Origin of the sequence: Sphingopyxis sp. J-6 (assembly GCF_046603995.1) — a bacterium.
GTDB lineage: Bacteria > Pseudomonadota > Alphaproteobacteria > Sphingomonadales > Sphingomonadaceae > Sphingopyxis.
In genome coordinates this window covers 2,675,341-2,696,223 of record NZ_CP145810.1, presented here as the reverse complement: position 1 = coordinate 2,696,223, position 20,883 = coordinate 2,675,341, and the positions used below count along the sequence as shown (strand labels likewise).

Below are 20,883 nucleotides of genomic sequence, written 5' to 3'. Positions count from 1 at the left end.
ATGTTATATCCAATTTGAGGGCTTTAGCGTGCGTAGCTCGGATATTTTTGCGCTAAGTCCATGATGTATGCGCCGGTAACCACGCCGCCATGGGCGGGGCAATATTGGCTGAAAGCGGCGGTTTATTCTCCTCAAACGGGTCGGAGGTGCGAATGGATCAGGCAGTCGGATGGCAGTCGCCATATTTTCCGAAAATATTCGAGCGATATGATCGCGCGGACTTCGCGCAGGAATTCCTGCGCCGAAGCCCCGCCTATCGCAGCGGCTATGCCGCCGCCGCGGCGGCGCCGGGCGCCGACCGCCCGCGGCTCTTTCGGCGGCTCGCCAGCCGCTGGGGGTTGGTCTTTCGCCTTCGATCCTGATCTTCCGGCCGCGGCCGCACCCGCCCTGTGGCGGCCGCAGACCTGCGCCTTCGTCACGATCGCGCGCCCGGCGCCCAAGGGCTTTGCCGCGCTGCGCCTCGCCCAGATCGTCGACGGACCCGAGATTGCCGCCGAGTTGCTTTCGTACCGCGACTGGCATGTCGTCCTGCTCGCCGGGGGACGGCGCTATCGTCTGCTGATCCGGTGCTGCCGCGCGAACGAGCGGCTGGCGTATCTCACACCCGCCGATGGGCAGGCCGGCCTCCGTGCCTCGCTGATCATGGCGCTGCACCGTGAACTTCTCGATACGGGTGGCGCTCGTCCCGCGCCGGACAGTGTCCCGGGCGCGACCGAGCACTGGCGCCTCGTCCAATGGCTTCGCCTTCTCGACGCCATAGCCGAGGGCGCATCGGCCCGCGACATGGCAGCGGCGCTGCTGCTCGCCGAGGCGCGCGACTATTCCGCCGCCGAATGGGACGCATCGAGCGAACGCCGCCGCATTGCGCGCTGGCAGCGCGCCGCCGTTGCCATGGGCGACGGCGGATTCAACGCGCTGCTCGGCGCAGCCTGATCGGGACATTCCGACGGCCTTCGCTTTGTCCGTTCCGAATCCTTCGCGTGATTTCCCAAGAACGCCTCCTCGTTCCTGAACCCTGAAGCGGGTTCCGGTACTTGGCAGGAGGCCCCATTGTCCGATCGTCCCACGCCCGTCGTCGCCCGCTATCTCCGGACGCCGGAAGCGGCCGTCCACTTGAGCCTCTCGGCAGCAACGCTCGAGAAGCATCGTTGCTACGGGACTGGGCCGCGCTATCACAAGCTTGGCGGCCGGGTCGTCTATGCGATCGCCGATCTCGACGCCTGGGCGGCGATCGGACGCAAGACATCGACGTCGGATCCCGGCGTTGGCGACATCTCGCCGCTACGCCCGGGTCGCCGCTGATGCGCGCGCGAATGGCCTCGGCTTTGCCGTCGCCCGTGCCGGCCGCCGCCCTTCCGCCTGCCGGCGTTCGGCTCCCCGCAAGCGGTCTCACCGACGTCGAGTTGACATGGATCGAGGGCCGTCTCGAACAGCAGCTCCGCTTCGGGCGGGTTGCTGCCGAGCGGTCCGGCGGTCCGCACAAGCGCATCGCGTCGTTCCGTCCGCATGCGACTTTCGGGCTGATCGGCTGCACCGCGGGCGATCTCGGATGCGTGTTCTGGAGCCTTGCCATCGTCAGGGCGGTCATACCCGGTGCGCCCTATGCGACCCATCCCGGTGTTCAACCCGGAGGAGAAATTCTTCTCAGCCTTTCCGACCTCGAACTGATCCGGGCGGTGTGCCGCGAGATCGACATGATCGAGGCCTCGGGCGTCGATGCGTGCGACGTGTCGCCCGATCACTGGCGCCATATCGGGCAGCGGCTCGCCGCCGCGCTGCCGTTCCGCTCCTACTCGGCCGAACGCCATGCCGCGTGGCTGCGCCGCGGCGAGGCCCGGCCATGAACCGGCGGTGGCTCCGCACGACCGCTGCCTGCGGCGCGCTCTTTTGCGGGCTGTTCGGCGCGGCCGCGATCCTCGCGCCGCAGCCGCGGCTCATCTGGAACGCGAGCGCGAGCGTGCCGGTCGGCCTCTACGCCATCGACGTCGGCGCTCAGCCTGCGCGCGGCGACCTCGTCGCCATTGCGCCGCCCGCGCCGCTCTCCGCCTGGCTCTCGGAGCGCGGCTATTTGCCGCGCGGGGTGCCGCTCCTGAAGCGGGTCGCAGCAACGAGCGGCGCGCTCGTGTGCCGCAGCGGCGTCTTCGTCACAATCGACGGCGCGCCTGCGGCGCGCGCGCGATCGGCCGACCGCATGGGACGAACGCTGCCGCTCTGGCTCGGTTGCCGCCGGCTGGGGCGCGGCGAGCTGTTCGTCCTCGGCCTGTCTCCCGACAGCCTCGACGGCCGATATTTCGGGCCGCTCCCGGCATCCGCCGTCATCGGCACCGCGCATCCCATTCTCACCCGCGACGCCTCCGGCGCGCCGCTTCGCTGGCGCCGGAACGGCGCGCGGCATTCCACCAACTTGCCGGACGAGGAACAGACATCATGATGATCGGAAGCTTTCAGACCGCAGGCGATGGCTATGCGGGATCGATCCGGACTCTCCTGCTCGACGCGATGATCGCGATCGTTCCGGCTGCGCCGTCCGACGCGGAAAACGCGCCAAGCTGGCGGGTGCTGCTCGTCGAGGCCGACGATGGAATCGAGATCGGAGCGGGCTGGGACCGCAGCGGCGAGCGCGCCGGTTCCTATATCGCGCTGCAGATCGACGACCCGGCCTTGCCCGCGCCGCTCCGCGCCAATCTCATTCGCTCCACGCGAAACGAGGATGAACATCATCTTCTGTGGTCGCGCCCGGCAGCGCAGGCGAAGGGTTGAGCGATGCGGCCTCCGGCTCGCTCGGCGCGCTTCCGCGCCATGCGCCTCGCCGCTGCCGCATTGCTGGCGCTCACGGCGCTGCCTGCCGTTCCGGCGGCAGCGCGCGAGCAGCCTGTCGCCGCGCCTGCCGCTCATCCTTATGCGCCCCATGTCAGCGAGGCTTCGCAGCGGTTCGCCATACCCGAGGCATGGATATGGCGTGTCATGCATGTCGAAAGCCGCGGCCGATCGCGCGCCGTGTCGCACGCGGGGGCAATGGGGTTGATGCAGATCATGCCCGCGACCTGGGCCATGCTGACTGCGCGATATGGACTGGGATCAGACCCCTTCGACACGCGAGCGAACATCCATGCGGGTGCAGCCTATCTGCGCATGATGTGGGACCGATATGGCAACGTCTCGCTCATGCTCGCTGCCTATAATGCGGGTCCGGGCCGCGCCGATGCTTATGCGGCGGGACGGCGCCCACTTCCCGCCGAGACGGTTGCGTATGTTGCCGCGATTGCACCGGCGATCGGCGCATCGGGCGTCGCTTCGCTCGCCCCCGCGCCGACACTGACGGCACCGTCCTGGCGCAGCGCATCGTTGTTCGCCGAACGCCCCGTCGACGATGGGGCGGCGCAGCCCGGTGCAGGTCCGCTGCAATCCGGACGCAGCGCCGATGCAGCGGGACGTGCGGCACCTCGCGCGCCTGCGGCGCTCTTCGTTCCGCTTTCCGGCTGCGACCAATGATCTGTCGCGCCTCGGCTTCGATGCCTTGCCCGAACCTGTTGGCTCGGCTGTTCTGGCTGGTCGGGAAGGGGAAGGGGGCAGGGCAAGATAAAAGACCTGCCAGCTCGCTGGCGGTATGTGGTTGTTTTGCCTCGGCTTTTGCGTATGGCAGACAGCCTGCGGTGCCATATCGCAGGCGGGGTATGCCTTTTCTTTCAATGGCTTGCCGTCTGGCATCAGCCGATGAGCGATGACGACCATGATTTCCGGGTCAGGCCGGGAAGGGGGCAAGACGCGGGGGCTGGCTCCGCCGGTCGCGGCAAGCGGCTCGCGGCGGAGGTGCGGCGTGCGGCCGCGCGTTCGGGCGCGACGCGGCTCCGGCGCGCCGGGCCTTCGCGCGGCGGGACTGGACGTCATGGGCGCGGTCGCCGGGCGCTTGCCGCCATCCGGCACGGCCCGGCGATGCGCCGCGTCACCGTCATGGCGCGGATCGTCCGACACCGCGGCGCAGGATATCGTGCCGCCCCGCTCGGGCGCCACATCGCCTATCTCGAGCGCGACGGTGTGACGCGCGACGGACGCGACGCCTCGATGTTCGATGCCGCCGGCGATGAGGCCGATCGCGGAGCCTTCGCTGAGCGCTGTAGCGGCGATCGTCATCACTTCCGCTTCATCGTCAGTCCCGAGGACGCGGCCGAGCTTGGCGACCTGCGCAGCCACACGCGCGACCTGATGCGCCAGCTCGAGGTCGATGTCGACACGCGCCTCGATTGGGTCGCGGTCGATCATTGGAATACCGACAATCCGCACATCCATGTCCTGGTGCGTGGGGTCGCGGACGACGGCAGCGATCTCGTCGTCGACCGGGGCTATATGGCAGAGGGTGTGCGCGGCCGAGCGTCGGAGATCGCGACCTTGGAGCTTGGCCCTAGGAGCGAGCGTCAGGTCGATGCGGCCCTGCGCCGCGAAGTCGAGGCCGAGCGCTGGACCAGCCTCGATGCCGAGCTTGCGCGGCGATCGCGCGAGAATGAAATCGTTGACCTCCGCCCGGTCGCGGGGCGCGAGGCGGGAGCCGACCGGCACCTGCTGGGGCGCGCCGCGAAACTCGAGGCGCTGGGGCTCGCATCGCGTGTCGGTCCCGCCCAATATCTCGTCGATCCGGCGGCCGAGGAGAGGCTTCGCGCGATCGGGGAACGCGGCGACATCATCAAGACCATGCACCGCGAGATGGCCGCGCGCGGGATCGCGTTCGATCCCTCGGCCATGGCGATCGGCGAGCAGGGCGACGGTTCTGTGATCGGCCGTCTGGTGGCGCGGGGGCTCGACGACGAACTCGCGGGCTCCGCCTATGCGATCGTCGACGGGATCGACGGCCGAACCCACCATATCCGTTTTCCAGACCTCGAGTGGACTGGCGACGCAAAGCCTGGCGCGATCGTCGAGCTGAGGCACTGGGACGGCCGCGACGGCGCCCGCCATATCTCGCTCGCGGTTCGCTCGGATCTGCCGCTCGGCGAGCAGGTGGAGGCGCGCGGCGCGACCTGGCTCGATCGGCAGCTTGCCGCGCCCGACCGGTCGATGCGCTCGCAAGGGTTCGGCCGTGAGGTTCAGGATGCGATGAAGGCGCGCACCACTTTTCTCGAGCGCGAGGAATTGGTGCCGCGGGACATGGAGCGCCAGTCACCCCGCGAGCGGATCGAGACGCTCCGCCGCAGCGAGCTGGACGCGGCCGTTGGCGCGATCGTGGCGCGGACCGGACTGGAGCATCGGCCATCGGCACCGGGCGAGCATGTGAGCGGCATCTACCGCGAGCGCGTGCAGCTCGCCTCGGGACGCTTCGCGATGATCGACGACGGGCTCGGCTTCCAGCTCGTGCCCTGGCGACCGGCGCTCGAGCCGCACCTCGGCAAGCATATCAGCGGAACCGCGACTGCGACCGGCGGCATCGACTGGTCGCTCGGCCGCGGCCGCGGGATCGGCATCTAACCGAACAGGAGAAAGCCCATGAACGACCGCATCCTCTGGGGACAAATCACCGTCATCTTCCTTATCGTCCTCGGCGCGGTATGGACCGCGACGCAGTGGACGGCATGGGAGCTTGGCTATCAGGCGGCGCTGGGCGATCCGTGGTTCTACCTATCGGGCTATCCCGTCTATCCCCCGCCGGCCTTCTTCTGGTGGTGGTTCGCCTTCGATGCCTATGCGCCGCCGGTCTTCTATCGCGGCGCGGCAATCGCGGCGTCGGGCGGCTTTCTGTCAATCATCGTCGCGATCTTCATGTCGATCTGGCGTGCGCGCGAGCGGCGCCGCGCCGAGACTTACGGGTCGGCGCGCTGGGCGAGCGATCGCGAAGTTCGCGCCGCCGGCATGCTCGGCGAGGACGGGGTGATCATCGGGCGGCTCGGGAAACGCTATCTGCGGCACGATGGCGCGGAGCATCTGCTCTGTTTCGCGCCAACGCGGTCGGGGAAGGGTGTCGGCCTCGTCATCCCGACGCTGCTGACATGGCCCGGCAGCTGCATCGTCCATGACATCAAGGGCGAGAATTGGGAGCTTACCGCTGGCTTCCGCGCGAAGCATGGTCGCGTGCTGCTCTTCGATCCGACCAACAAGGCGTCGGCCGCCTATAATCCGCTCTTCGAGGTCCGCCGCGGCGAGTGGGAGGTGCGCGACGTGCAGAATGTCGCCGACGTGCTCGTCGATCCCGAGGGCAGCCTCGAGAAAAGAAACCATTGGGAGAAGACGAGCCACGCGCTCCTCGTCGGTGCGATCCTCCATGTCCTTTATGCCGAGGAGGACAAGACGCTCGCGGGCGTCGCCGCTTTTCTGTCGGACCCGCGCCGCCCAATCGAGACGACGCTGCGGCGCATGAAGACCACGAAGCACCTCGGCACATCGGTCCACCCGGTGGTCGCGGCAGCGGCGCAGGAGCTTCTTAACAAGAGCGAGAATGAGCGGTCGGGCGTGCTCTCGACCGCCATGTCCTTTCTTGGCCTCTACCGCGATCCGGTCATCGCGGCCGTCACCGGATCGTCCGAATGGCGGATCGCCGACCTCATGGAGGATGATGTTCCGGTCTCGCTCTATCTCGTCGTACCGCCGGGAGACATCAGCAGGACCAAGCCGCTGATCCGCCTCATCCTCAACCAGATCGGGCGGCGACTGACCGAGGAACTCAATCCCGCGGCGCGACCGCGCCGGCTGTTGCTGATGCTCGACGAATTTCCCGCGCTCGGCCGGCTCGATTTCTTCGAAAGCGCGCTCGCCTTCATGGCTGGGTACGGCATCAAGGCCTTCCTGATCGCCCAGTCGCTCAACCAGATCGAGAAGGCCTATGGCCAGAACAACGCGATCCTCGACAATTGCCATGTCCGCGTCAGTTTCGCGACGAACGACGAGCGAACCGCCAAGCGCATCTCGGACGCACTCGGGACCGCCACAGAACAGCGGGCGATGAAGAATTATGCTGGCCACCGGCTCTCGCCATGGCTGGGCCACCTGATGGTGTCGCGTACCGAGACCGCGCGCGCGTTACTGACCCCCGGGGAGGTGATGCAGCTCCCGCCGGACGATGAAATCGTGATGGTCGCGGGTCTTGCGCCGATCCGGGCGACGAAGGCCCGCTATTTTCTCGATGCCCGGTTCCGCGCCAGGGTCGTCGCGCCGCCCGATCGGAAGGCCGGACCGATGAAGCCTAATGATTGGGCGCGGAGGGAAGGGGGTGCTCCCGTTCGCCTCGCGTTGCCGGCGCCTGAAGCCAAGGAGCAGAATGACAGCGAGAGCGACACGGCGAATAGCGGGATCCGGCAGGAACCCGAGCTTCCGGCACATGAAGATGTCGCGCCGCCAAACCGTCCGATGCAAGGCGAGTTCGACTATGCCGACGACGACGCACAGGGCGACGCAGCCCGCGCCCGCGCGGCTGCCGATCGCCGCCTGTCGCGCGCGGCGCGGAATGCCTCGCTCGATCCCGGTGACGGGATCGAGCTGTGAGCCGCGCCCATATCAAGCAGACGTTCCGCCTCGACGCTGGCCTCGTGCGAAGCGTGGAAGATCGGGCCCGCCAGCGCGGCACCACCAAGACCGAGGTCGTGGAGGCCGCGCTTACCGCCTTGTTGCTGCCCCAAGATCAGGACCGTGCCGAGGCCTTGCTGATCCGGCGCCTCGACCGCTTGGGCCGGCTCTTGGAACGCCTCGAATGGCATACCGACCTCACCAACGAGACGCTGGCGCTCTTTGTGCGGCACTGGCTTAACAGCACGACACCGCTTCCCGACGCCGCGCTCGCTGCGGCGCAGGCGACCGGCAAGCGGCGGTGGGAGGGATTTGTCGATGCACTCGCGAAGCGGATGGATGGTGGCGCCAAGCTGGCGGCAGAATTGAGCCGCGGCGAAGCTCAATCGGACCCGGCGAGGAAATAGGCGCGGAGGCGGTGGGACACGTCGGGGTTGAGCTCGACGAAGACGCGGCGACCATCGTAGAGGTCAGGCTTTCGCCGGATGAGGTTGGCGTCGCAAAGCTTCTGGCAGAGGCGAATGGCGCTGCTCATGGGAATGCTGGGTGTGACGCATAGCGAGGTTACCGAGATGGGCTTTCGCTCGCATTCGTGGATGAAGAGGTCGACCAACATCTCCCAGGCCGGATCGCCGAAGAGTTCGGGCGCGCCGAGTAATTGCTGGCGAAGCAGCCGTCTCCGCATCATTGCGCGGGCATTGGCGAGCGCCAAGTCCTCGCCGTCCGATGTCTGCTGGTTGTCGGGGCTGCGGAGCGTGAAAGGCGCTGCTGGATCCCGATTGGCCGTCGGATCGCGATTGATGAGGTGATGTGCGTAGGCGGCGGTGACGACGATATGGTCGAGCACCTCGATCCCGAGCGAACGGCCTATCTGGTCGAGGCGCCGCGTCACCTCGATATCTTCCGCGCTTGGGTTCGGATCGCCGCTCGGATGATTGTGCACGAGGATGATCGCGGCGGCGTTCACCTCGAGCGCACGGCGAAAGATGGTTCGCGGATAGAGGCTGATCTGGGAAATCGTCCCGCGCTGCATCTCTTCGTCGGCGATCAGGCGGTGCGAAGAATCCAGAAAAAGGATGCGGAAGCGCTCGTCGGCAAGGCTGCCCATCGACAGGATCAGATACCGTCTGACCTCAGCTGCGAACGGATCGATGCGAATTCCGCGGATGTCGGAACTCGCCGCCGCGATTGCGGCGTCGCGGGCGTGAAGGATCAGGGACGCCACTAGCGAATTGCTGCCGACGATCCCCGCTATGGCCTCGGGCTCTTGTGCCCACAGGCGGCCGAGCGACTGGAATTCGTCTAGGAGAGCGTTGGCGACTGCTGCGCCGCGTCCCGGGGCTGCGATTTCCACGAGATGTGCCAGGACGGATCGCTGCCGAACTGCTTCAGGCGACGCTGGTGATGCCAGGTTGCAAGGATGAGCAGGGGTGGTACCAGCCAGGACGATGCGACCTGCATCGTCAGATACACGACAGGACTGATGGAGAGGTCCACGGCTCGGCTCAGATGGGCGAGCAGTGGTAAAGCATGAAGGATCGCCGCGGGAATGGTCCAGAAGCGGTACGCGATCATCGCCAAGGCTAGCGTCGAGAGAGCGCCGAATGCGTCTTGCGCGAGATATCCAATATCGAGCGCATAATATGAGACCAGCCCGGAAGCGACCAACAAGCGATCCCAGACCACGATGGTAACGGCTATCCCGACCATCGCTCGCTCCGGGCCGCCACCCTTCCACGCCGCATAGACGAGAGCGATCAGCAGTATCGTGGCGAAAATGGCTATGCGCATTCTCGTGACTTTTCATGCGGATCGCTCTCGGTCAATTCGCTTCATGCAGCCGACGAAAGCGGACCGACCTCCGTGCCGGCAACGGACGGGCATTCGCGCAGATCGTAGCCGGCCGTTTCCTTGCCGATCTCGGCTAGTTCATTGTGCGCACGAAGAATGCTGCCGCTGACCTTGACGAGCGACATCTGCGCCTCGACCAGGCGCATGATCGTTCCTTGGCCGGTCTTCGCCGGCGCGCCGATCGCTCGCCGGGCCATAACGACGCTGGTCGTGAGCGAAGCCACGGCTATCAGGGCGTCGTCGATACTTCCTTCGGCGTTTGGAACGTCGCGATGCAGCCGGGCCGCCATTGCGGCAATATTCTGAGACATAGGTTCTCCTTCGCCGAAGCCGCAAGGCCTCAGCCAATTGGACCGATTTGAAGAGAGGTCAGTTCTGGATCAGCTGGTTCAGCGCTTGAGCAACGCCGAGACCACCCAGGACAATCCAGACCGCAGCGGCAAGTCCGGCGAGATAGATCCAAAGCCGGTTTGCCGAATTATGATCGCGCTTGAAAAGACCTCTGAACGGCGGGCGAATTCCCGATGACCCACCCCGCAACGCCGAACTGTCGTGCAGTTCCATGAGGTTGGGCGAGCCGCCGTCCGGGAACTCGGATCGCACCAATGCCGGCGTCGCCGGAACCTCCACCGCGTCGTATGTCACTCGGTCGTATTTCTCCTTCATCTGCCGGTAGATGAAGGCGGACTCGTTCCGGTCTTGCGCGCCAAGCGTGTCGCGCGCCAGATTTAGCCGCTGATCGACAGTGTGCTTCGAAATATCGAGAAGCCGAGCGATCTCTTTCGAGGTCTTGTGCTCGATGAGCAGGTCGAGACACGCGCGCTGCTTCTCTGTCAGGCGGTTCCATCGAGCTTCGTCGTAAGGTGGGTGCGACCCCGAATCATTCATGTTTACACAATTGTCAAAATGGCGCCGCACGCAAGCTTCATCGGCGTGAGTCGCGGTAAGGCGGCTTCAAGCCGCGCGGCCTGCATAGGCAATGGCTAGTCATTCTTTCCGATCGTTTGACGCTCGCAAATCCTTGTTGAAGCCGGAGCTTTTCTGCGTCTCTTACTCGTCCCCGTCGAGCCGGGCGCCGTTGCCCGGACCAATGAACGGGGACTCCGATGGGCGCAGCACCGACCGGCAACGAGCCGCAGTCACGCGGCGCGCGCATGCTCCGGACCGCGCTTGGCGGCGCCATCGCCGAATGGCTGGCCGACCCCTCGGTCATCGAGATCATGCTCAACCCCGATGGTCGGCTTTGGGTGGACCGGCTGGGCATCGGCATCGCCGACAGCGGCATCCTTCTCGCCGGGGCCGATGGCGAACGCATTATTCGCCTCGTCGCGCATCATGTCGGCGCCGCGGTCCACGCGGGCTCGCCGCGCGTTTCTGCCGAACTCCCGGAGACCGGCGAGCGCTTCGAAGGGCTGTTGCCGCCGGTGGTGGCAGCGCCGACCTTCGCCATCCGCAAGCCCGCCGTCGCGGTGTTCAGCCTTCACGATTATGCAGTCGCCGGTATCATGTCGGACCTCTCGGCCGAGATCCTCCGCTGTGCAGTGTCCGAGCGGAAAAATATTCTGGTGGCGGGCGGTACCGGCACCGGAAAAACCACGCTCACCAACGCGTTGCTCGCCGAAGTTGCGAAGACCTCGGATCGTATCGTGCTGATCGAGGATACGCGCGAGCTTCAATGCGCCGCGCCCAATCTCGTCGCGATGCGAACGAAGGACGGCGTGGCGACGCTCGCGGACCTCGTCCGCTCTTCGCTCCGCCTGCGGCCTGATCGCATCCCGATCGGCGAAGTCCGGGGAGCAGAGGCGCTCGAGCTTCTGAAGGCTTGGGGCACGGGTCACCCCGGCGGCATCGGCACGATCCATGCCGGGACCGCCCTCGGCGCTTTGCGCCGGATGGAGCAGCTTATTCAGGAGGCCGTGGTGACGGTCCCGCGCGCGCTGCTCGCCGAGACGATCGACCTTGTCGCCGTGCTGATACGCGACGGTACCGGGCGCCGCCTTTCCGAACTCACCCGTGTCGATGGTCTGGACCCTGCGACCGGCGAGTTCTGCATCACCCCGCTCATCAAGCCCGAAGGAGAATTATGATGATCCATGCCTGCCGGCATGGCGCATGCCGCGCCATGCTCTGTTCGACCGCACTGTTCGTCGCGCTCGTCGTCGCTGCCCCGGCCCATGCGGGAGGCTCGTCGATGCCTTGGGAAGCGCCGCTTCAGTCGATCCTCGAGAGCATCGAGGGGCCGGTCGCCAAGATCGTCGCGGTGATAATCATCATCGTGACCGGGCTCAGCCTCGCTTTCGGCGACACCTCGGGCGGCTTCCGTCGGCTGGTCCAGATCGTGTTCGGCCTGTCGATTGCCTTCGCCGCGTCGAGCTTCTTCCTCTCCTTCTTCTCCTTCGGCGGCGGAGCGCTGGTCTGATGGACCGGGAAGGGGAAGTGCCTGGCTTCTTCGCACCTGTTCACCGGGCGCTCGCCGAGCCGATCCTGCTCGGTGGCGCGCCGCGGTCGCTCGCGATCGTGAACGGCACGCTCGCGGGCGCGATCGGCCTCGGCCTCCGGCTCTGGATCGCGGGCCTCGCCATCTGGGCGATCGGCCACGCGCTCTCGGTCTGGGCGGCGCGCCGCGATCCGCTTTTCGTCGACGTCGCCCGGCGTCACCTCAAATATCCTGTCTGGATGCGGCCATGATGAACCTCGCCGAATATCGCTCGAAATCCGCCTGCCTTGCCGATTTTCTCCCGTGGGTCGCGCTGGTGGGCGAGGGCGTGGTGCTGAACAAGGATGGATCGCTGCAGCGCACGGCGCGCTTCCGCGGTCCCGATCTCGACAGCGCCACGCCCGCCGAACTCGTCGCCGTGACCTCGCGGCTCAACAATGCGCTGCGGCGCCTCGGCTCGGGCTGGGCTGTGTTTGTCGAGGCGCAGCGCCTGCCCGCGAGCGACTATCCGCAATCGGAGTTTCCCGATCCGGCCTCGGCGCTGGTCGATATGGAGCGCCGCGAGCAATTCCGGGAGGAAGGGGCGCATTTCGAGAGCCACTATTTCCTGACCCTCCTGTGGATGCCGCCCGCCGAGGACGCCTCGCGCGCGGAAAGCTGGCTTTATGAGGGCATGGCGCGTTCGGGCGTCGACCCGCGCGAGCATGTCGTGAGCTTCGTCGATCGCACGAACCGGGTGTTTCACCTCGTCGAAGGCTTCATGCCTGAGGCCGAATGGCTCGATGACGGCGAGACGCTGACCTATCTCCACTCGACCGTCTCGACCAAGCGCCAGTGCGTTCGCGTGCCCGAGACGCCAGTGTATCTCGATGCGCTGCTGACCGATCAGCCGCTCGTTGGCGGGCTTGAGCCGCGGCTCGGCTCCTCGGATCTGCGGACGCTGACGATCACCGGCTTTCCATCGTCGACCTGGCCGGGGCTGCTGGACGAGCTCAACCGGCTCGCCTTCTCCTACCGTTGGTCGACGCGTGCGATCATGCTCGACAAGACCGACGCCACGAAGCTGCTGACGAAAATCCGCCGTCAATGGTTCGCGAAGCGCAAGTCGATCGCGGCGATCCTGAAGGAGGTGATGACCAACGAGCAGTCGGTCCTGATGGACAGCGATGCCTCGAACAAGGCGGCCGATGCCGATGTCGCGCTGCAGGAACTCGGGGCCGATCATGCCGGCATCGCCTATGTGACGGCCACCGTGACCGTGTGGGACGCCGATCCGGCGCTTGCGGCGGAGAAACTGCGTCTCGTCGAGAAGGTCATCCTGGGCCGCGACTTCACCTGCACGATCGAGGGCATGAACGCGATCGAGGCCTGGCTCGGGGGCCTGCCCGGCCATGTCTATGCCAATGTCCGCCAGCCTCCGATTTCGACGCTCAATCTCGCCCACCTGATCCCCCTCTCAGCAGTGTGGGCGGGGGCGGAACGGGACGAGCATTTCGGTGATGCCCCCTTGCTGTACGGCAAGACCGAAGGCTCGACCCCGTTCCGCCTTTCCCTCCATGTCGGCGACGTCGGGCATTGCCTCGTCGTCGGGCCGACCGGTGCCGGCAAGTCGGTGCTGCTCGCCACGATGGCGATGCAGTTCCGCCGCTATCCGGGAGCGCAAATCTTTGCTTTCGACTTCGGTGGCTCGATCCGCGCCGCCGTACTCGCGATGGGCGGCGACTGGCAGGATCTCGGCGGCGCGCTGCACGACAGCGAAGGCGGGGTGGCGCTGCAGCCTCTCGCGCGGATCGACGAAGCGGCCGAGCGGAGCTGGGCGGCGGAATGGCTCGCCGCGATGCTCGCGGGCGAGGGCGTCGAGATCGATCCGGCCGCGAAGGAGCATCTCTGGTCGGCGCTGACCTCGCTCGCAACCGCACCGATGTCGGAGCGCACGCTGACCGGGCTCGCGGTCCTGCTCCAGTCGATCGAGCTCAAGCAGGCGCTGGCGCCCTATCTGGTCGGCGGTCCCTGGGGGCGGCTGCTCGACGCCGACGAGGAGAAGCTCGGCGAGGCGCGCGTGCAGGTCTTCGAAACCGAAGGTCTCGTCGGCGCGGCTTCAGCGGGCGCGGTGCTATCCTATCTCTTCCACCGCATCGCCGGGCGCCTCGACGGTTCGCCGACGCTCATCATCATCGACGAGGGCTGGCTGGTTCTCGACAGCCCGGCATTCGCGGGGCAGCTCCGCGAATGGCTCAAAACGCTCCGTAAGAAGAACTCCAGCGTTGTCTTCGCCACACAGAGCCTCGCCGACATCGAGACGTCGAGCATCGCGCCGGCGATCATCGAGAGCTGTCCTACCCGCATCTTCTTGCCGAACGAGCGTGCGCTCGAGCCGCAGATCGCCCGCATCTACGAACGGTTCGGGCTCAACGACCGGCAGATCGAGATATTGAGCCGGGCGACGCCGAAGCGCGACTATTATTGCCAGTCGCGCCGCGGCAATCGCCTCTTCGACCTGGGTCTTGGCGACATCGCGCTCGCCTTCACGGCCGCTTCCTCGAAGACCGACCAGACCCGCATCGGCGAGCTTTTCACCGCGCACGGCAGCGAAGGCTTCGCCGCCGCCTGGCTCTCCCACCGCAAGCTCGAATGGGCGGCCGAGCTGCTTCCCCCCACTGCCGCCCCCAACCAGGAGTCCTCCCAATGAAGAAATATATTGCCCGCGTCCTTGTCGCCGCCTTGCTCGCGTCCGCTGCGGGTCCGATGGTCGCTGCGCCGGCGAGCGCGCAGGTCGGCGGTATCGTCCACGATCCGCGCAACTATTCGCAGAACATCCTGACCGCAGCGCGCACGCTCGAGCAGATTAACAACCAGATCAAGCAGCTCCAGAACCAGGCAACCTCGCTGCTCAACGAGGCGCGCAACCTCCAGAGCCTGCCGGTGTCGACGCTCGGCGAACTGCAGGCGCAGATCGACCAGACCAAGCAACTGCTGACCGAAGCCGAAGGGATTGCCTATGATGTCGCCGACATCCGCAAGGGCTTCGAGCAGCGCTACAAGGGCACGGCATTCTCGGGTCCGGCGTCGGCGCTCGTCGCCAATGCCGAGGCGCGCTGGAACGACAGCGTCGGCGCCTTCGAGGATGCGATGAAGGTCCAGGCCGGCATCGTCTCGAACATGGGCGGGACGCGGACGTCGATCTCGACGATCGTCGGCGCCAGCCAGTCGGCGACCGGCGCGCTCCAGGCCGCGCAGGCGGGCAATCAGCTGCTCGCGATCCAGTCGCAGCAGATCGCCGACCTTGCCGCGGTCATGACGGCGCAGGGGCGCGCCGAGATGATGGGTGCCGCGCGCGCCGCTGCTGCCGAGGCCGAAGGCCGCGAACGCTTCCGCCGCTTCCGCAAGGGCAATTGAGATGGGCCGGGCGGGCGGGCTGGTGATGGCGGCAATCGTCCTGGGTCTTGCGCTGACCCTTGCCCTCATCGCTGCGCTCGACCCGCCTGTGCCCCGTGCGTCCGCTCCCCAGATCTCCGGAGCGGACGCACCCCCCGATTATGGCGACACGCTGCGCCGCTGCCGAACCGCGACCGAAGCCGATCCCGAGTGTGAGGCGGCCTGGGAGGCGAAGCGGCGCCATTTCTTCCGTTCTGGAAAGCCCGAGCAATGAACGACACCGGCGTTATCGACAATTTCCTGTCGGTCTTCTCGACCTATATCGACAGCGGCTTCGGGCTGCTCGGCGGCGAGGTCGGCTTCCTCTCCTCGACGCTGATCGTGATCGACGTGACGATCGCGGCGCTGTTCTGGGCATGGGGCACCGACGAGGATGTGCTGCAGCGGCTCGTCAAGAAGACGCTCTACATCGGCGTCTTCGCCTTCATCATCGGCAACTTCCAGGCGCTGTCGGTCATCCTGCTCGAGAGTTTCGCCGGGCTCGGCCTGAAGGCGAGCGGCGGAGCTATGGCGATCGGCGATTTCATGCGCCCCGGCATGATCGCCGCGACGGGTCTCGATGCCGCCGAGCCGTTGCTCGAAGCAACCGCCGATCTGGTCGGCCCCGTCGGGCTTTTCACCAACTTCGTCCAGATCCTGATCCTGCTGATCGCCTGGGTGATCGTGGTCCTCGCCTTCTTCATCCTCGCGGTGCAGGTCTTCGTCACGATCCTGGAGTTCAAGCTCGTGACACTCGCGGGCTTCGTCCTGCTGCCCTTCGCCTTCTTCAATCGCACGGCCTTCATGGCCGAGCGGGTGCTCGGCCATGTCATTTCCTCGGGCATCAAGCTGCTCGTCCTCGCGGTGATCACCGGCATCGGAGTCACCCTGTTCGAGCGCCTCATGGAGGCTGGGCTCGGGACCGAGCCCGATATCCGCGAGGTGATGGCGATCGCGCTCGGCGCGCTCACGCTGCTCGGCCTCGGCATCTTCGGTCCGAGCGTTGCCAACGGTATCGTTGCCGGTGGCCCGCAGCTCGGCGCTGGCGCCGCAGCGGGGACGACGTTGGCCGCCGGAGCGACGATCGCCGCCGGTGCCGCAGGCGCGACCCTTGCGACCGGCGCGGCCGCTTCGATGGCCGGCAAGGGAGCGGCGGGAGCCTCGCGCGCTGCCGGATCGGCCTCGGCCTCCTACGCCCGCGGCGCCGCGGGCAAGTCGGGGATGCGGGCTTTCGGATCGGGCATGGCCAATGTCGCGCGCGACGCGGCGAGCGGCGCGGGTTCGCCGCTCCGGCAGGCTGCGGCGAAGCTTCGCCAGAATTTTGCCGAGGGGCCGGCCGGCAAGACCGCGCCTGCCGCAGTTGGCGCCGAGAATTCCGGCCAGCCGGCATGGGCAGCCGCCATGAAGCGGCGCCAGGCGATCACCTCCGGCGCCACCATCGGCGCGCAGACCCTGAAACAAGGCGACAGCCATGGCGCCGGTTCAGCCCCCGACATCAGCCAGAAGGATTGAGACAATGTTCAGACGACCCCACCGACATTATGGCAAGTCGCCCGAGCCGGTAACGCCCTACCAGCGTGCCGCGCAGATCTGGGACGACCGCATCGGCTCGGCGCGCGTCCAGGCGAAGAATTGGCGGTTCGCCTTCTTCGGCTGCCTCGCGCTCTCGGGCGGCCTTGCCTCGGCGCTCGTCTGGCAGTCGCTGCGCGGCACGATTACGCCTTGGGTGGTGGAGGTCGACAAGCTTGGAGAGGCGAGGGCCGTCGCGCCTGCCGACGCCGACTATGCGCCGACCGATCCGCAGGTCGCTTTTCATCTCGCGCGCTTCATCGAGCATATCCGCTCGATCCCTGCCGATCCCGTCGTGCTCCGCGCGAACTGGCTGAGTGCCTATGACTTTACGGCCACCTCGGGCGCGCAGGCGCTCAATGACTATGCGCGTAACAACGACCCGTTCGCCGAAGTCGGCAAGCGGCAGGTTGCAGTCGACGTATCGAGCGTGATCCGCGCGTCGAAAGACAGCTTCCGCATCGCCTGGACCGAGCGCCGTTATCAGGACGGCGGCCTCATCGAGACCTCGCGCTGGTCGGCGATCGTGACGGTCACGATCATGCCGCCGCGCACCCCCGAGGCGCTGCAAAAAAATCCCCTCGGTCTCCGGGTGACCGCCATCAATCTTTCCAAGGAGCTCAGCCAATGATCAAAATTTCAATGCTCGTAGGCGCCGCACTGTTGGCTTTGCCCCTCCACGCGGCACCTGGCGATCCGCGCACGCAGGTCGGTCGCGCCAATGATGCAGCGCGCGTGCAGCCCGAGCGCACGACCTTCCTCAATGCGATCCAGCAATATGCCTGGGCCGAAGGCGCGCTGTTCCAAGTTTATACGGCACCGGGGCAGGTGACCGACATCGCGCTGCAGGAAGGAGAGGAGCTGGTCGGACCCGGTCCGGTCGCCGCCGGCGATACGGTTCGGTGGATCATAGGCGACACGCTGAGCGGCGAGGGCGCGACGCGGCGCGTTCATATCCTCGTGAAACCAACGCGGCCCGACATTGTCACGAATTTGATCATCAACACGAGCCGCAGGACTTATCACATCGAGCTTCGCGCGACGCCATCGACCTATATGGCCGCTGTTTCGTGGCGCTATCCGCAGGACGAGCTGATCGCGCTTCGCGCCGCCGAAGCCGAGCGTGTGCGGGCCGCGCCGGTCGCCGGCGGGATCGACCTGCCGTCGCTCAACTTCGCGTATCGGATCAGCGGCGACAAGGTCGCATGGCGACCGTTGCGCGCGTTCGACGACGGCCGGCAGCTCTTCGTCGAGTTCGGCCCTTCGGTTGCGACCGGCGAAATGCCGCCGCTGTTTGCGGTCGGCGAGAAAGGGGCGGCCGAGCTCCTGAATTACCGAGTCGATGGCCGCTTCATGATCGTCGACCGGCTGTTCGAACGCGGCGAGCTACGGCTCGGGGCAGGTAAGGCGGCGAAGAAGGTTCGCATCTCGCGCGACACGCCGGTAATGGGAGGCCGCCCGTGAGCCGGCGCGAAGACGTGCCGGGGGATCAGCTCGATTCCGCGGAGGCAGGTATCGCGGTTCCCGAAGCGGAGGCGGCGGCGATAGCGCCCCCCAGTCCCGACGGCTTTCGTCTCGAGGGCGAGCTGCCGAGCGTGATGCGCTTGTCGCGAAAGACACTCGCCGTGCTGGGCGGGGCGGCAGGAATCGCAATCGGCGGCGCCTTGCTCTGGGCGCTGCGGCCAGTTGATCCCAAAGCCGCGCAGGAACTTTACGAGGTCGCGGCGCCGAACCGCTCGGAGACCGTGACCGGCGCGCCGGCCGATTATGGCGCCGTCCCGAAACTCGGTCCGCCCCTGCCGGGCGATCTAGGCCGACCGATCGTCTCGGCGCAGAAGGCGGGCGAGCCGATGCCCGCGCCGGCGATGGGGCCGCCGCCAGCCGACCCGGCGCAATCGGCCCGCGAACAGGCAAGGTTGCGCGCTATGCAGGAGCGTGAAGCCGCCCAAGGCAGTCGGCTATTCCTGGAGGGAACCGGCGACACGATCTCCGGAACGGCTGCAGCCGAGGCGCTGTCTTCACAAGCCCGGGCCGCAAATGAACCAGAAGGTGCAAAAACGAGCCGGCAGGCTTTTTTCGCCGGTGGTCCGCGTGGTGCGACCGAAAGCGGTGAGCGCATTGTTGTGCCAAGCTCGGCCGCAGTCATTCAGGCAGGAACCGTTATCCCGGCAGCGTTGATTACCGGTATCCGCTCGGACCTGCCCGGCCAGATCACTGCGCAGGTCACGCAGAATGTCTACGATAGTTCTACGGGACGCTTGTTGCTGGTTCCGCAGGGCGCTCGATTGATCGGTGAGTATGACAGCGAGGTCGCGGCGGGCCAGCGCCGGGTACTGCTCGCTTGGGACAGGCTCATTTTACCCGGAGGACGGTCCATTCGCCTTGATCGTCAGCCGGGTGCCGATGCGGCCGGCTATGCAGGACTAGAGGATCGCGTGAACAATCATTGGGGGCGCATGCTGCGCGCCGCCTTGGTTTCGTCACTACTCGGAGTCGGTACAGAATTGGCCGCGGGCGGCGAGGGCGATCTTGTCCGGGCGCTTCGGTCCGGCCTGCAGGACAGCACGAACGAGGCGGGGCGGCGAATTATCGAGCGAGAGCTTTCCGTAGCGCCGACGCTAACGGTGCGCCCCGGCTTCGCCTTCCGCGTCATCGTGACGCGCGATCTCGTTTTTGAGAACAGCGAGCGTAGGTGATGAGCAAGCTTCGCCTTGGCCCGATAATTGACGAGAAGCCCGTCAAACTGACGATTGAGCTCCCGGGCGCTCTTGTGCGGGACCTTCAAGACTATAGCGCGGTCCATGCCAAGTTGAACGGATTGCCCGAGGCGATCCCTCCCGAGCGGCTCATTCCTGCTATGATCGAACGCTTTATTAGGAGCGATCGGGAGTTTAGCAAGCAGCGCCGGAGGAAGCCATGAGCGACCGCCCCGACCGACTTGTTCGCCTCGCAACTGTAATTTCGCGCACCGGGCTTTCGCGATCAACGATCTACGAGAAGATTGCCGACGGCACCTTTCCGAGCCAGATCCGCTTGAGCAAAACTGCCGTCGGCTGGCGAGAGTCGCAACTTGATCGATGGATTGCAGACCCACCTTCTTATCGAACCGACATTACGGGTTAAGGGATCGCCCTTGTCGGCCGATCTGACTGCGAGCAACATTTCGCCCGGCCACCCGTGATACCCTTGTTTGCACGAACCGCACTCGCTTTGCCACCGCAGGTCACGCCACGTTCTGCGGATTTCGACCTACGAGATTCCGCGTCCGGCGATGCCCTAAGCCGATGTTCAGCTTCGCGCGGTGCGTCATGTTGCTGCGGCTTTGATCCGCTTCCTCTCACCACGGCATGGGGACCCTTATTCTCCTCTCAAGGGGCGATCCATCGCGACCAAATTCTGCAACACGATCGGCTATATGAAAAACGTTCGTTCGAATTTTTATCGCCAGCTGAAGAAATGTGTGGGGGAAAATGTGGGGGAATTAAGCCCTCTTGACGACCTAACCTATTGTTAAGTTAGATGCTAATTTTTGCGTTCGATACAAGCCCTGCCACCAGGGGTATCCCCACATCCGTAGCCACCCATGGACGACGAAGCTTCGAGCGGCGTCGTGGGGCGCGATTCGTGCCGGGGTGCCCCGTAACGATCGGGGATGTGCCCGACTTTCTCCGGCTGCATCGAGCGCGGTCCGTTGTCGACGGAAGGCGCTGTCTGCGGGCCGGGTTACTCTTCGCCGAGCGCTTCGCTCGCGGCGCGGCAGGCGAGGGCGGCGCGGCCGATGCCGGTCATGCTGCCGGCCTGGATGATGGCTTCGCGAATCTCGACGCGCGAACAGCCGAGGCGGAGAGCGGCGCGGACGTGATGCTTCATCGTGTCGCGTTCGCCGATCGACGCCAGCGCGGCGATGTTGATGAGAATCCGCACCTGTTGCGACAGGCCGTCGCGGTTGAATATCTCTCCCCAGCATAGGGCGCTGACATAGTCCTGCACGTCCTGCTGCATATCGTCGGCCGCGGAATAGACCGCGTCCACCAACTCGTCGCCCATGATCCGGGCGCGCGTGGCGCGGCCATGTGCGCTGTCGAACTCGCCTGTCATTTGCTCTCCTTTTCGCGTTACGGAGACCC

At 66.1% G+C, this 20,883-nt stretch carries 27 protein-coding genes; 22 read left to right on the top strand and 5 right to left on the bottom strand.

The features are described 5' to 3' along the window. Positions 1-89 precede the first annotated feature (89 nt). From V6U71_RS12980 to V6U71_RS12935, 10 genes are all read left to right on the top strand, one after another. The gene (locus V6U71_RS12980; RefSeq protein ID WP_368389942.1) at positions 90-362 is read left to right on the top strand and encodes a transcriptional regulator domain-containing protein; all 273 of its coding nucleotides are present in this window, start codon (positions 90-92) and stop codon (positions 360-362) included. Beyond that, positions 268-933 carry a DNA -binding domain-containing protein gene (locus V6U71_RS12975; protein WP_411338859.1) on the top strand — a complete coding sequence of 222 codons (666 nt, stop codon included), beginning with the start codon at positions 268-270 and terminating at the stop codon, positions 931-933. The genes V6U71_RS12980 and V6U71_RS12975 overlap by 95 nt, the downstream gene beginning before the upstream one ends. A 117-nt stretch (positions 934-1,050) precedes the next feature. Then, complete coding sequence (locus V6U71_RS12970; protein WP_054727809.1) at positions 1,051-1,302, top strand: helix-turn-helix transcriptional regulator; 252 nt, start codon at positions 1,051-1,053, stop codon at positions 1,300-1,302. 35 nt (positions 1,303-1,337) lie between these two features. Next, positions 1,338-1,844: a DUF2840 domain-containing protein gene (locus V6U71_RS12965; protein ID WP_411338858.1), complete on the top strand. Its 507-nt coding sequence runs from the start codon at positions 1,338-1,340 to the stop codon at positions 1,842-1,844. After that, positions 1,841-2,431, top strand: a complete 591-nt coding sequence (locus tag V6U71_RS12960) for a S26 family signal peptidase (RefSeq protein WP_411338857.1) — start codon at positions 1,841-1,843, stop codon at positions 2,429-2,431. Before V6U71_RS12965 ends, V6U71_RS12960 begins: the two co-directional genes overlap by 4 nt. Then, positions 2,428-2,760 (top strand): DUF736 domain-containing protein, encoded by a 333-nt coding sequence (locus V6U71_RS12955; RefSeq protein WP_411338856.1) that lies wholly within the window; start codon positions 2,428-2,430, stop codon positions 2,758-2,760. Before V6U71_RS12960 ends, V6U71_RS12955 begins: the two co-directional genes overlap by 4 nt. 3 nt (positions 2,761-2,763) lie before the next feature. Then, on the top strand, positions 2,764-3,492 hold the full coding sequence (locus V6U71_RS12950; RefSeq protein ID WP_411338855.1) for a lytic transglycosylase domain-containing protein: 729 nt from the start codon (positions 2,764-2,766) through the stop codon (positions 3,490-3,492). Between the two features lie 222 nt (positions 3,493-3,714). Further along, entirely contained in the window at positions 3,715-5,457 is a 1,743-nt protein-coding gene (locus V6U71_RS12945; protein WP_411338854.1) for a relaxase/mobilization nuclease domain-containing protein, read from the top strand. Positions 5,458-5,475: 18 nt separating this feature from the next. Continuing rightward, positions 5,476-7,464 (top strand): conjugal transfer protein TraG, encoded by a 1,989-nt coding sequence (locus tag V6U71_RS12940; protein ID WP_411338853.1) that lies wholly within the window; start codon positions 5,476-5,478, stop codon positions 7,462-7,464. Further along, positions 7,461-7,892 (top strand): CopG family transcriptional regulator, encoded by a 432-nt coding sequence (locus tag V6U71_RS12935; protein WP_077029195.1) that lies wholly within the window; start codon positions 7,461-7,463, stop codon positions 7,890-7,892. Before V6U71_RS12940 ends, V6U71_RS12935 begins: the two co-directional genes overlap by 4 nt. Here V6U71_RS12935 and V6U71_RS12930 read toward each other — a convergent pair. The 4 genes from V6U71_RS12930 to V6U71_RS12915 are packed head-to-tail and all read right to left on the bottom strand — an operon-like array spanning position 7,868 to position 10,224. Further along, positions 7,868-8,839: a JAB domain-containing protein gene (locus tag V6U71_RS12930; protein ID WP_411338852.1), complete on the bottom strand. Its 972-nt coding sequence runs from the start codon at positions 8,837-8,839 to the stop codon at positions 7,868-7,870. The genes V6U71_RS12935 and V6U71_RS12930 overlap by 25 nt on opposite strands. Then, the gene (locus tag V6U71_RS12925; protein ID WP_077029196.1) at positions 8,788-9,276 is read right to left on the bottom strand and encodes a hypothetical protein; all 489 of its coding nucleotides are present in this window, start codon (positions 9,274-9,276) and stop codon (positions 8,788-8,790) included. The genes V6U71_RS12930 and V6U71_RS12925 overlap by 52 nt, the downstream gene beginning before the upstream one ends. A 41-nt stretch (positions 9,277-9,317) precedes the next feature. Continuing rightward, a complete protein-coding gene (locus V6U71_RS12920; RefSeq protein WP_077029197.1) occupies positions 9,318-9,647 on the bottom strand; it encodes a hypothetical protein in 330 nt (109 codons plus the stop codon). Between the two features lie 58 nt (positions 9,648-9,705). Continuing rightward, positions 9,706-10,224, bottom strand: coding sequence for a helix-turn-helix transcriptional regulator (locus V6U71_RS12915; RefSeq protein ID WP_411338851.1), 519 nt, complete (start codon positions 10,222-10,224; stop codon positions 9,706-9,708). 218 nt (positions 10,225-10,442) lie between these two features. Between V6U71_RS12915 and trbB the strand changes: the two genes are divergently transcribed. The 12 genes from trbB to V6U71_RS12855 are packed head-to-tail and all read left to right on the top strand — an operon-like array spanning position 10,443 to position 19,879. Further along, positions 10,443-11,423: a P-type conjugative transfer ATPase TrbB gene (trbB, locus tag V6U71_RS12910; protein ID WP_411338850.1), complete on the top strand. Its 981-nt coding sequence runs from the start codon at positions 10,443-10,445 to the stop codon at positions 11,421-11,423. Then, a complete protein-coding gene (locus V6U71_RS12905; protein ID WP_411338849.1) occupies positions 11,423-11,755 on the top strand; it encodes a TrbC/VirB2 family protein in 333 nt (110 codons plus the stop codon). Before trbB ends, V6U71_RS12905 begins: the two co-directional genes overlap by 1 nt. Next, entirely contained in the window at positions 11,755-12,024 is a 270-nt protein-coding gene (locus V6U71_RS12900; protein WP_411338848.1) for a VirB3 family type IV secretion system protein, read from the top strand. Before V6U71_RS12905 ends, V6U71_RS12900 begins: the two co-directional genes overlap by 1 nt. Further along, on the top strand, positions 12,021-14,462 hold the full coding sequence (gene trbE / locus V6U71_RS12895; RefSeq protein WP_411338847.1) for a conjugal transfer protein TrbE: 2,442 nt from the start codon (positions 12,021-12,023) through the stop codon (positions 14,460-14,462). Before V6U71_RS12900 ends, trbE begins: the two co-directional genes overlap by 4 nt. Further along, positions 14,459-15,169 (top strand): P-type conjugative transfer protein TrbJ, encoded by a 711-nt coding sequence (gene trbJ, locus V6U71_RS12890; RefSeq protein WP_411338846.1) that lies wholly within the window; start codon positions 14,459-14,461, stop codon positions 15,167-15,169. Before trbE ends, trbJ begins: the two co-directional genes overlap by 4 nt. Before the next feature lie 25 nt (positions 15,170-15,194). Further along, positions 15,195-15,422 carry a putative entry exclusion protein TrbK-alt gene (gene trbK-alt, locus V6U71_RS12885; RefSeq protein WP_282950316.1) on the top strand — a complete coding sequence of 76 codons (228 nt, stop codon included), beginning with the start codon at positions 15,195-15,197 and terminating at the stop codon, positions 15,420-15,422. After that, on the top strand, positions 15,419-16,699 hold the full coding sequence (trbL, locus tag V6U71_RS12880) for a P-type conjugative transfer protein TrbL (protein ID WP_411338845.1): 1,281 nt from the start codon (positions 15,419-15,421) through the stop codon (positions 16,697-16,699). Before trbK-alt ends, trbL begins: the two co-directional genes overlap by 4 nt. Positions 16,700-16,703: 4 nt before the next feature. Continuing rightward, positions 16,704-17,387 carry a conjugal transfer protein TrbF gene (trbF, locus tag V6U71_RS12875; RefSeq protein ID WP_411338844.1) on the top strand — a complete coding sequence of 228 codons (684 nt, stop codon included), beginning with the start codon at positions 16,704-16,706 and terminating at the stop codon, positions 17,385-17,387. Then, positions 17,384-18,220: a P-type conjugative transfer protein TrbG gene (trbG, locus tag V6U71_RS12870; protein ID WP_411338843.1), complete on the top strand. Its 837-nt coding sequence runs from the start codon at positions 17,384-17,386 to the stop codon at positions 18,218-18,220. Before trbF ends, trbG begins: the two co-directional genes overlap by 4 nt. Next, entirely contained in the window at positions 18,217-19,452 is a 1,236-nt protein-coding gene (locus V6U71_RS12865; protein WP_411338842.1) for a TrbI/VirB10 family protein, read from the top strand. The genes trbG and V6U71_RS12865 overlap by 4 nt, the downstream gene beginning before the upstream one ends. After that, entirely contained in the window at positions 19,452-19,676 is a 225-nt protein-coding gene (locus V6U71_RS12860; protein ID WP_411338841.1) for a DUF2274 domain-containing protein, read from the top strand. The genes V6U71_RS12865 and V6U71_RS12860 overlap by 1 nt, the downstream gene beginning before the upstream one ends. After that, positions 19,673-19,879 carry a helix-turn-helix transcriptional regulator gene (locus V6U71_RS12855; RefSeq protein WP_082395575.1) on the top strand — a complete coding sequence of 69 codons (207 nt, stop codon included), beginning with the start codon at positions 19,673-19,675 and terminating at the stop codon, positions 19,877-19,879. Before V6U71_RS12860 ends, V6U71_RS12855 begins: the two co-directional genes overlap by 4 nt. Positions 19,880-20,479: 600 nt before the next feature. On the opposite strand, the gene V6U71_RS12850 is transcribed toward V6U71_RS12855, so the two are convergent. Continuing rightward, the gene (locus V6U71_RS12850) at positions 20,480-20,854 is read right to left on the bottom strand and encodes a carboxymuconolactone decarboxylase family protein (protein WP_411338840.1); all 375 of its coding nucleotides are present in this window, start codon (positions 20,852-20,854) and stop codon (positions 20,480-20,482) included. Positions 20,855-20,883: the final 29 nt, after the last annotated feature.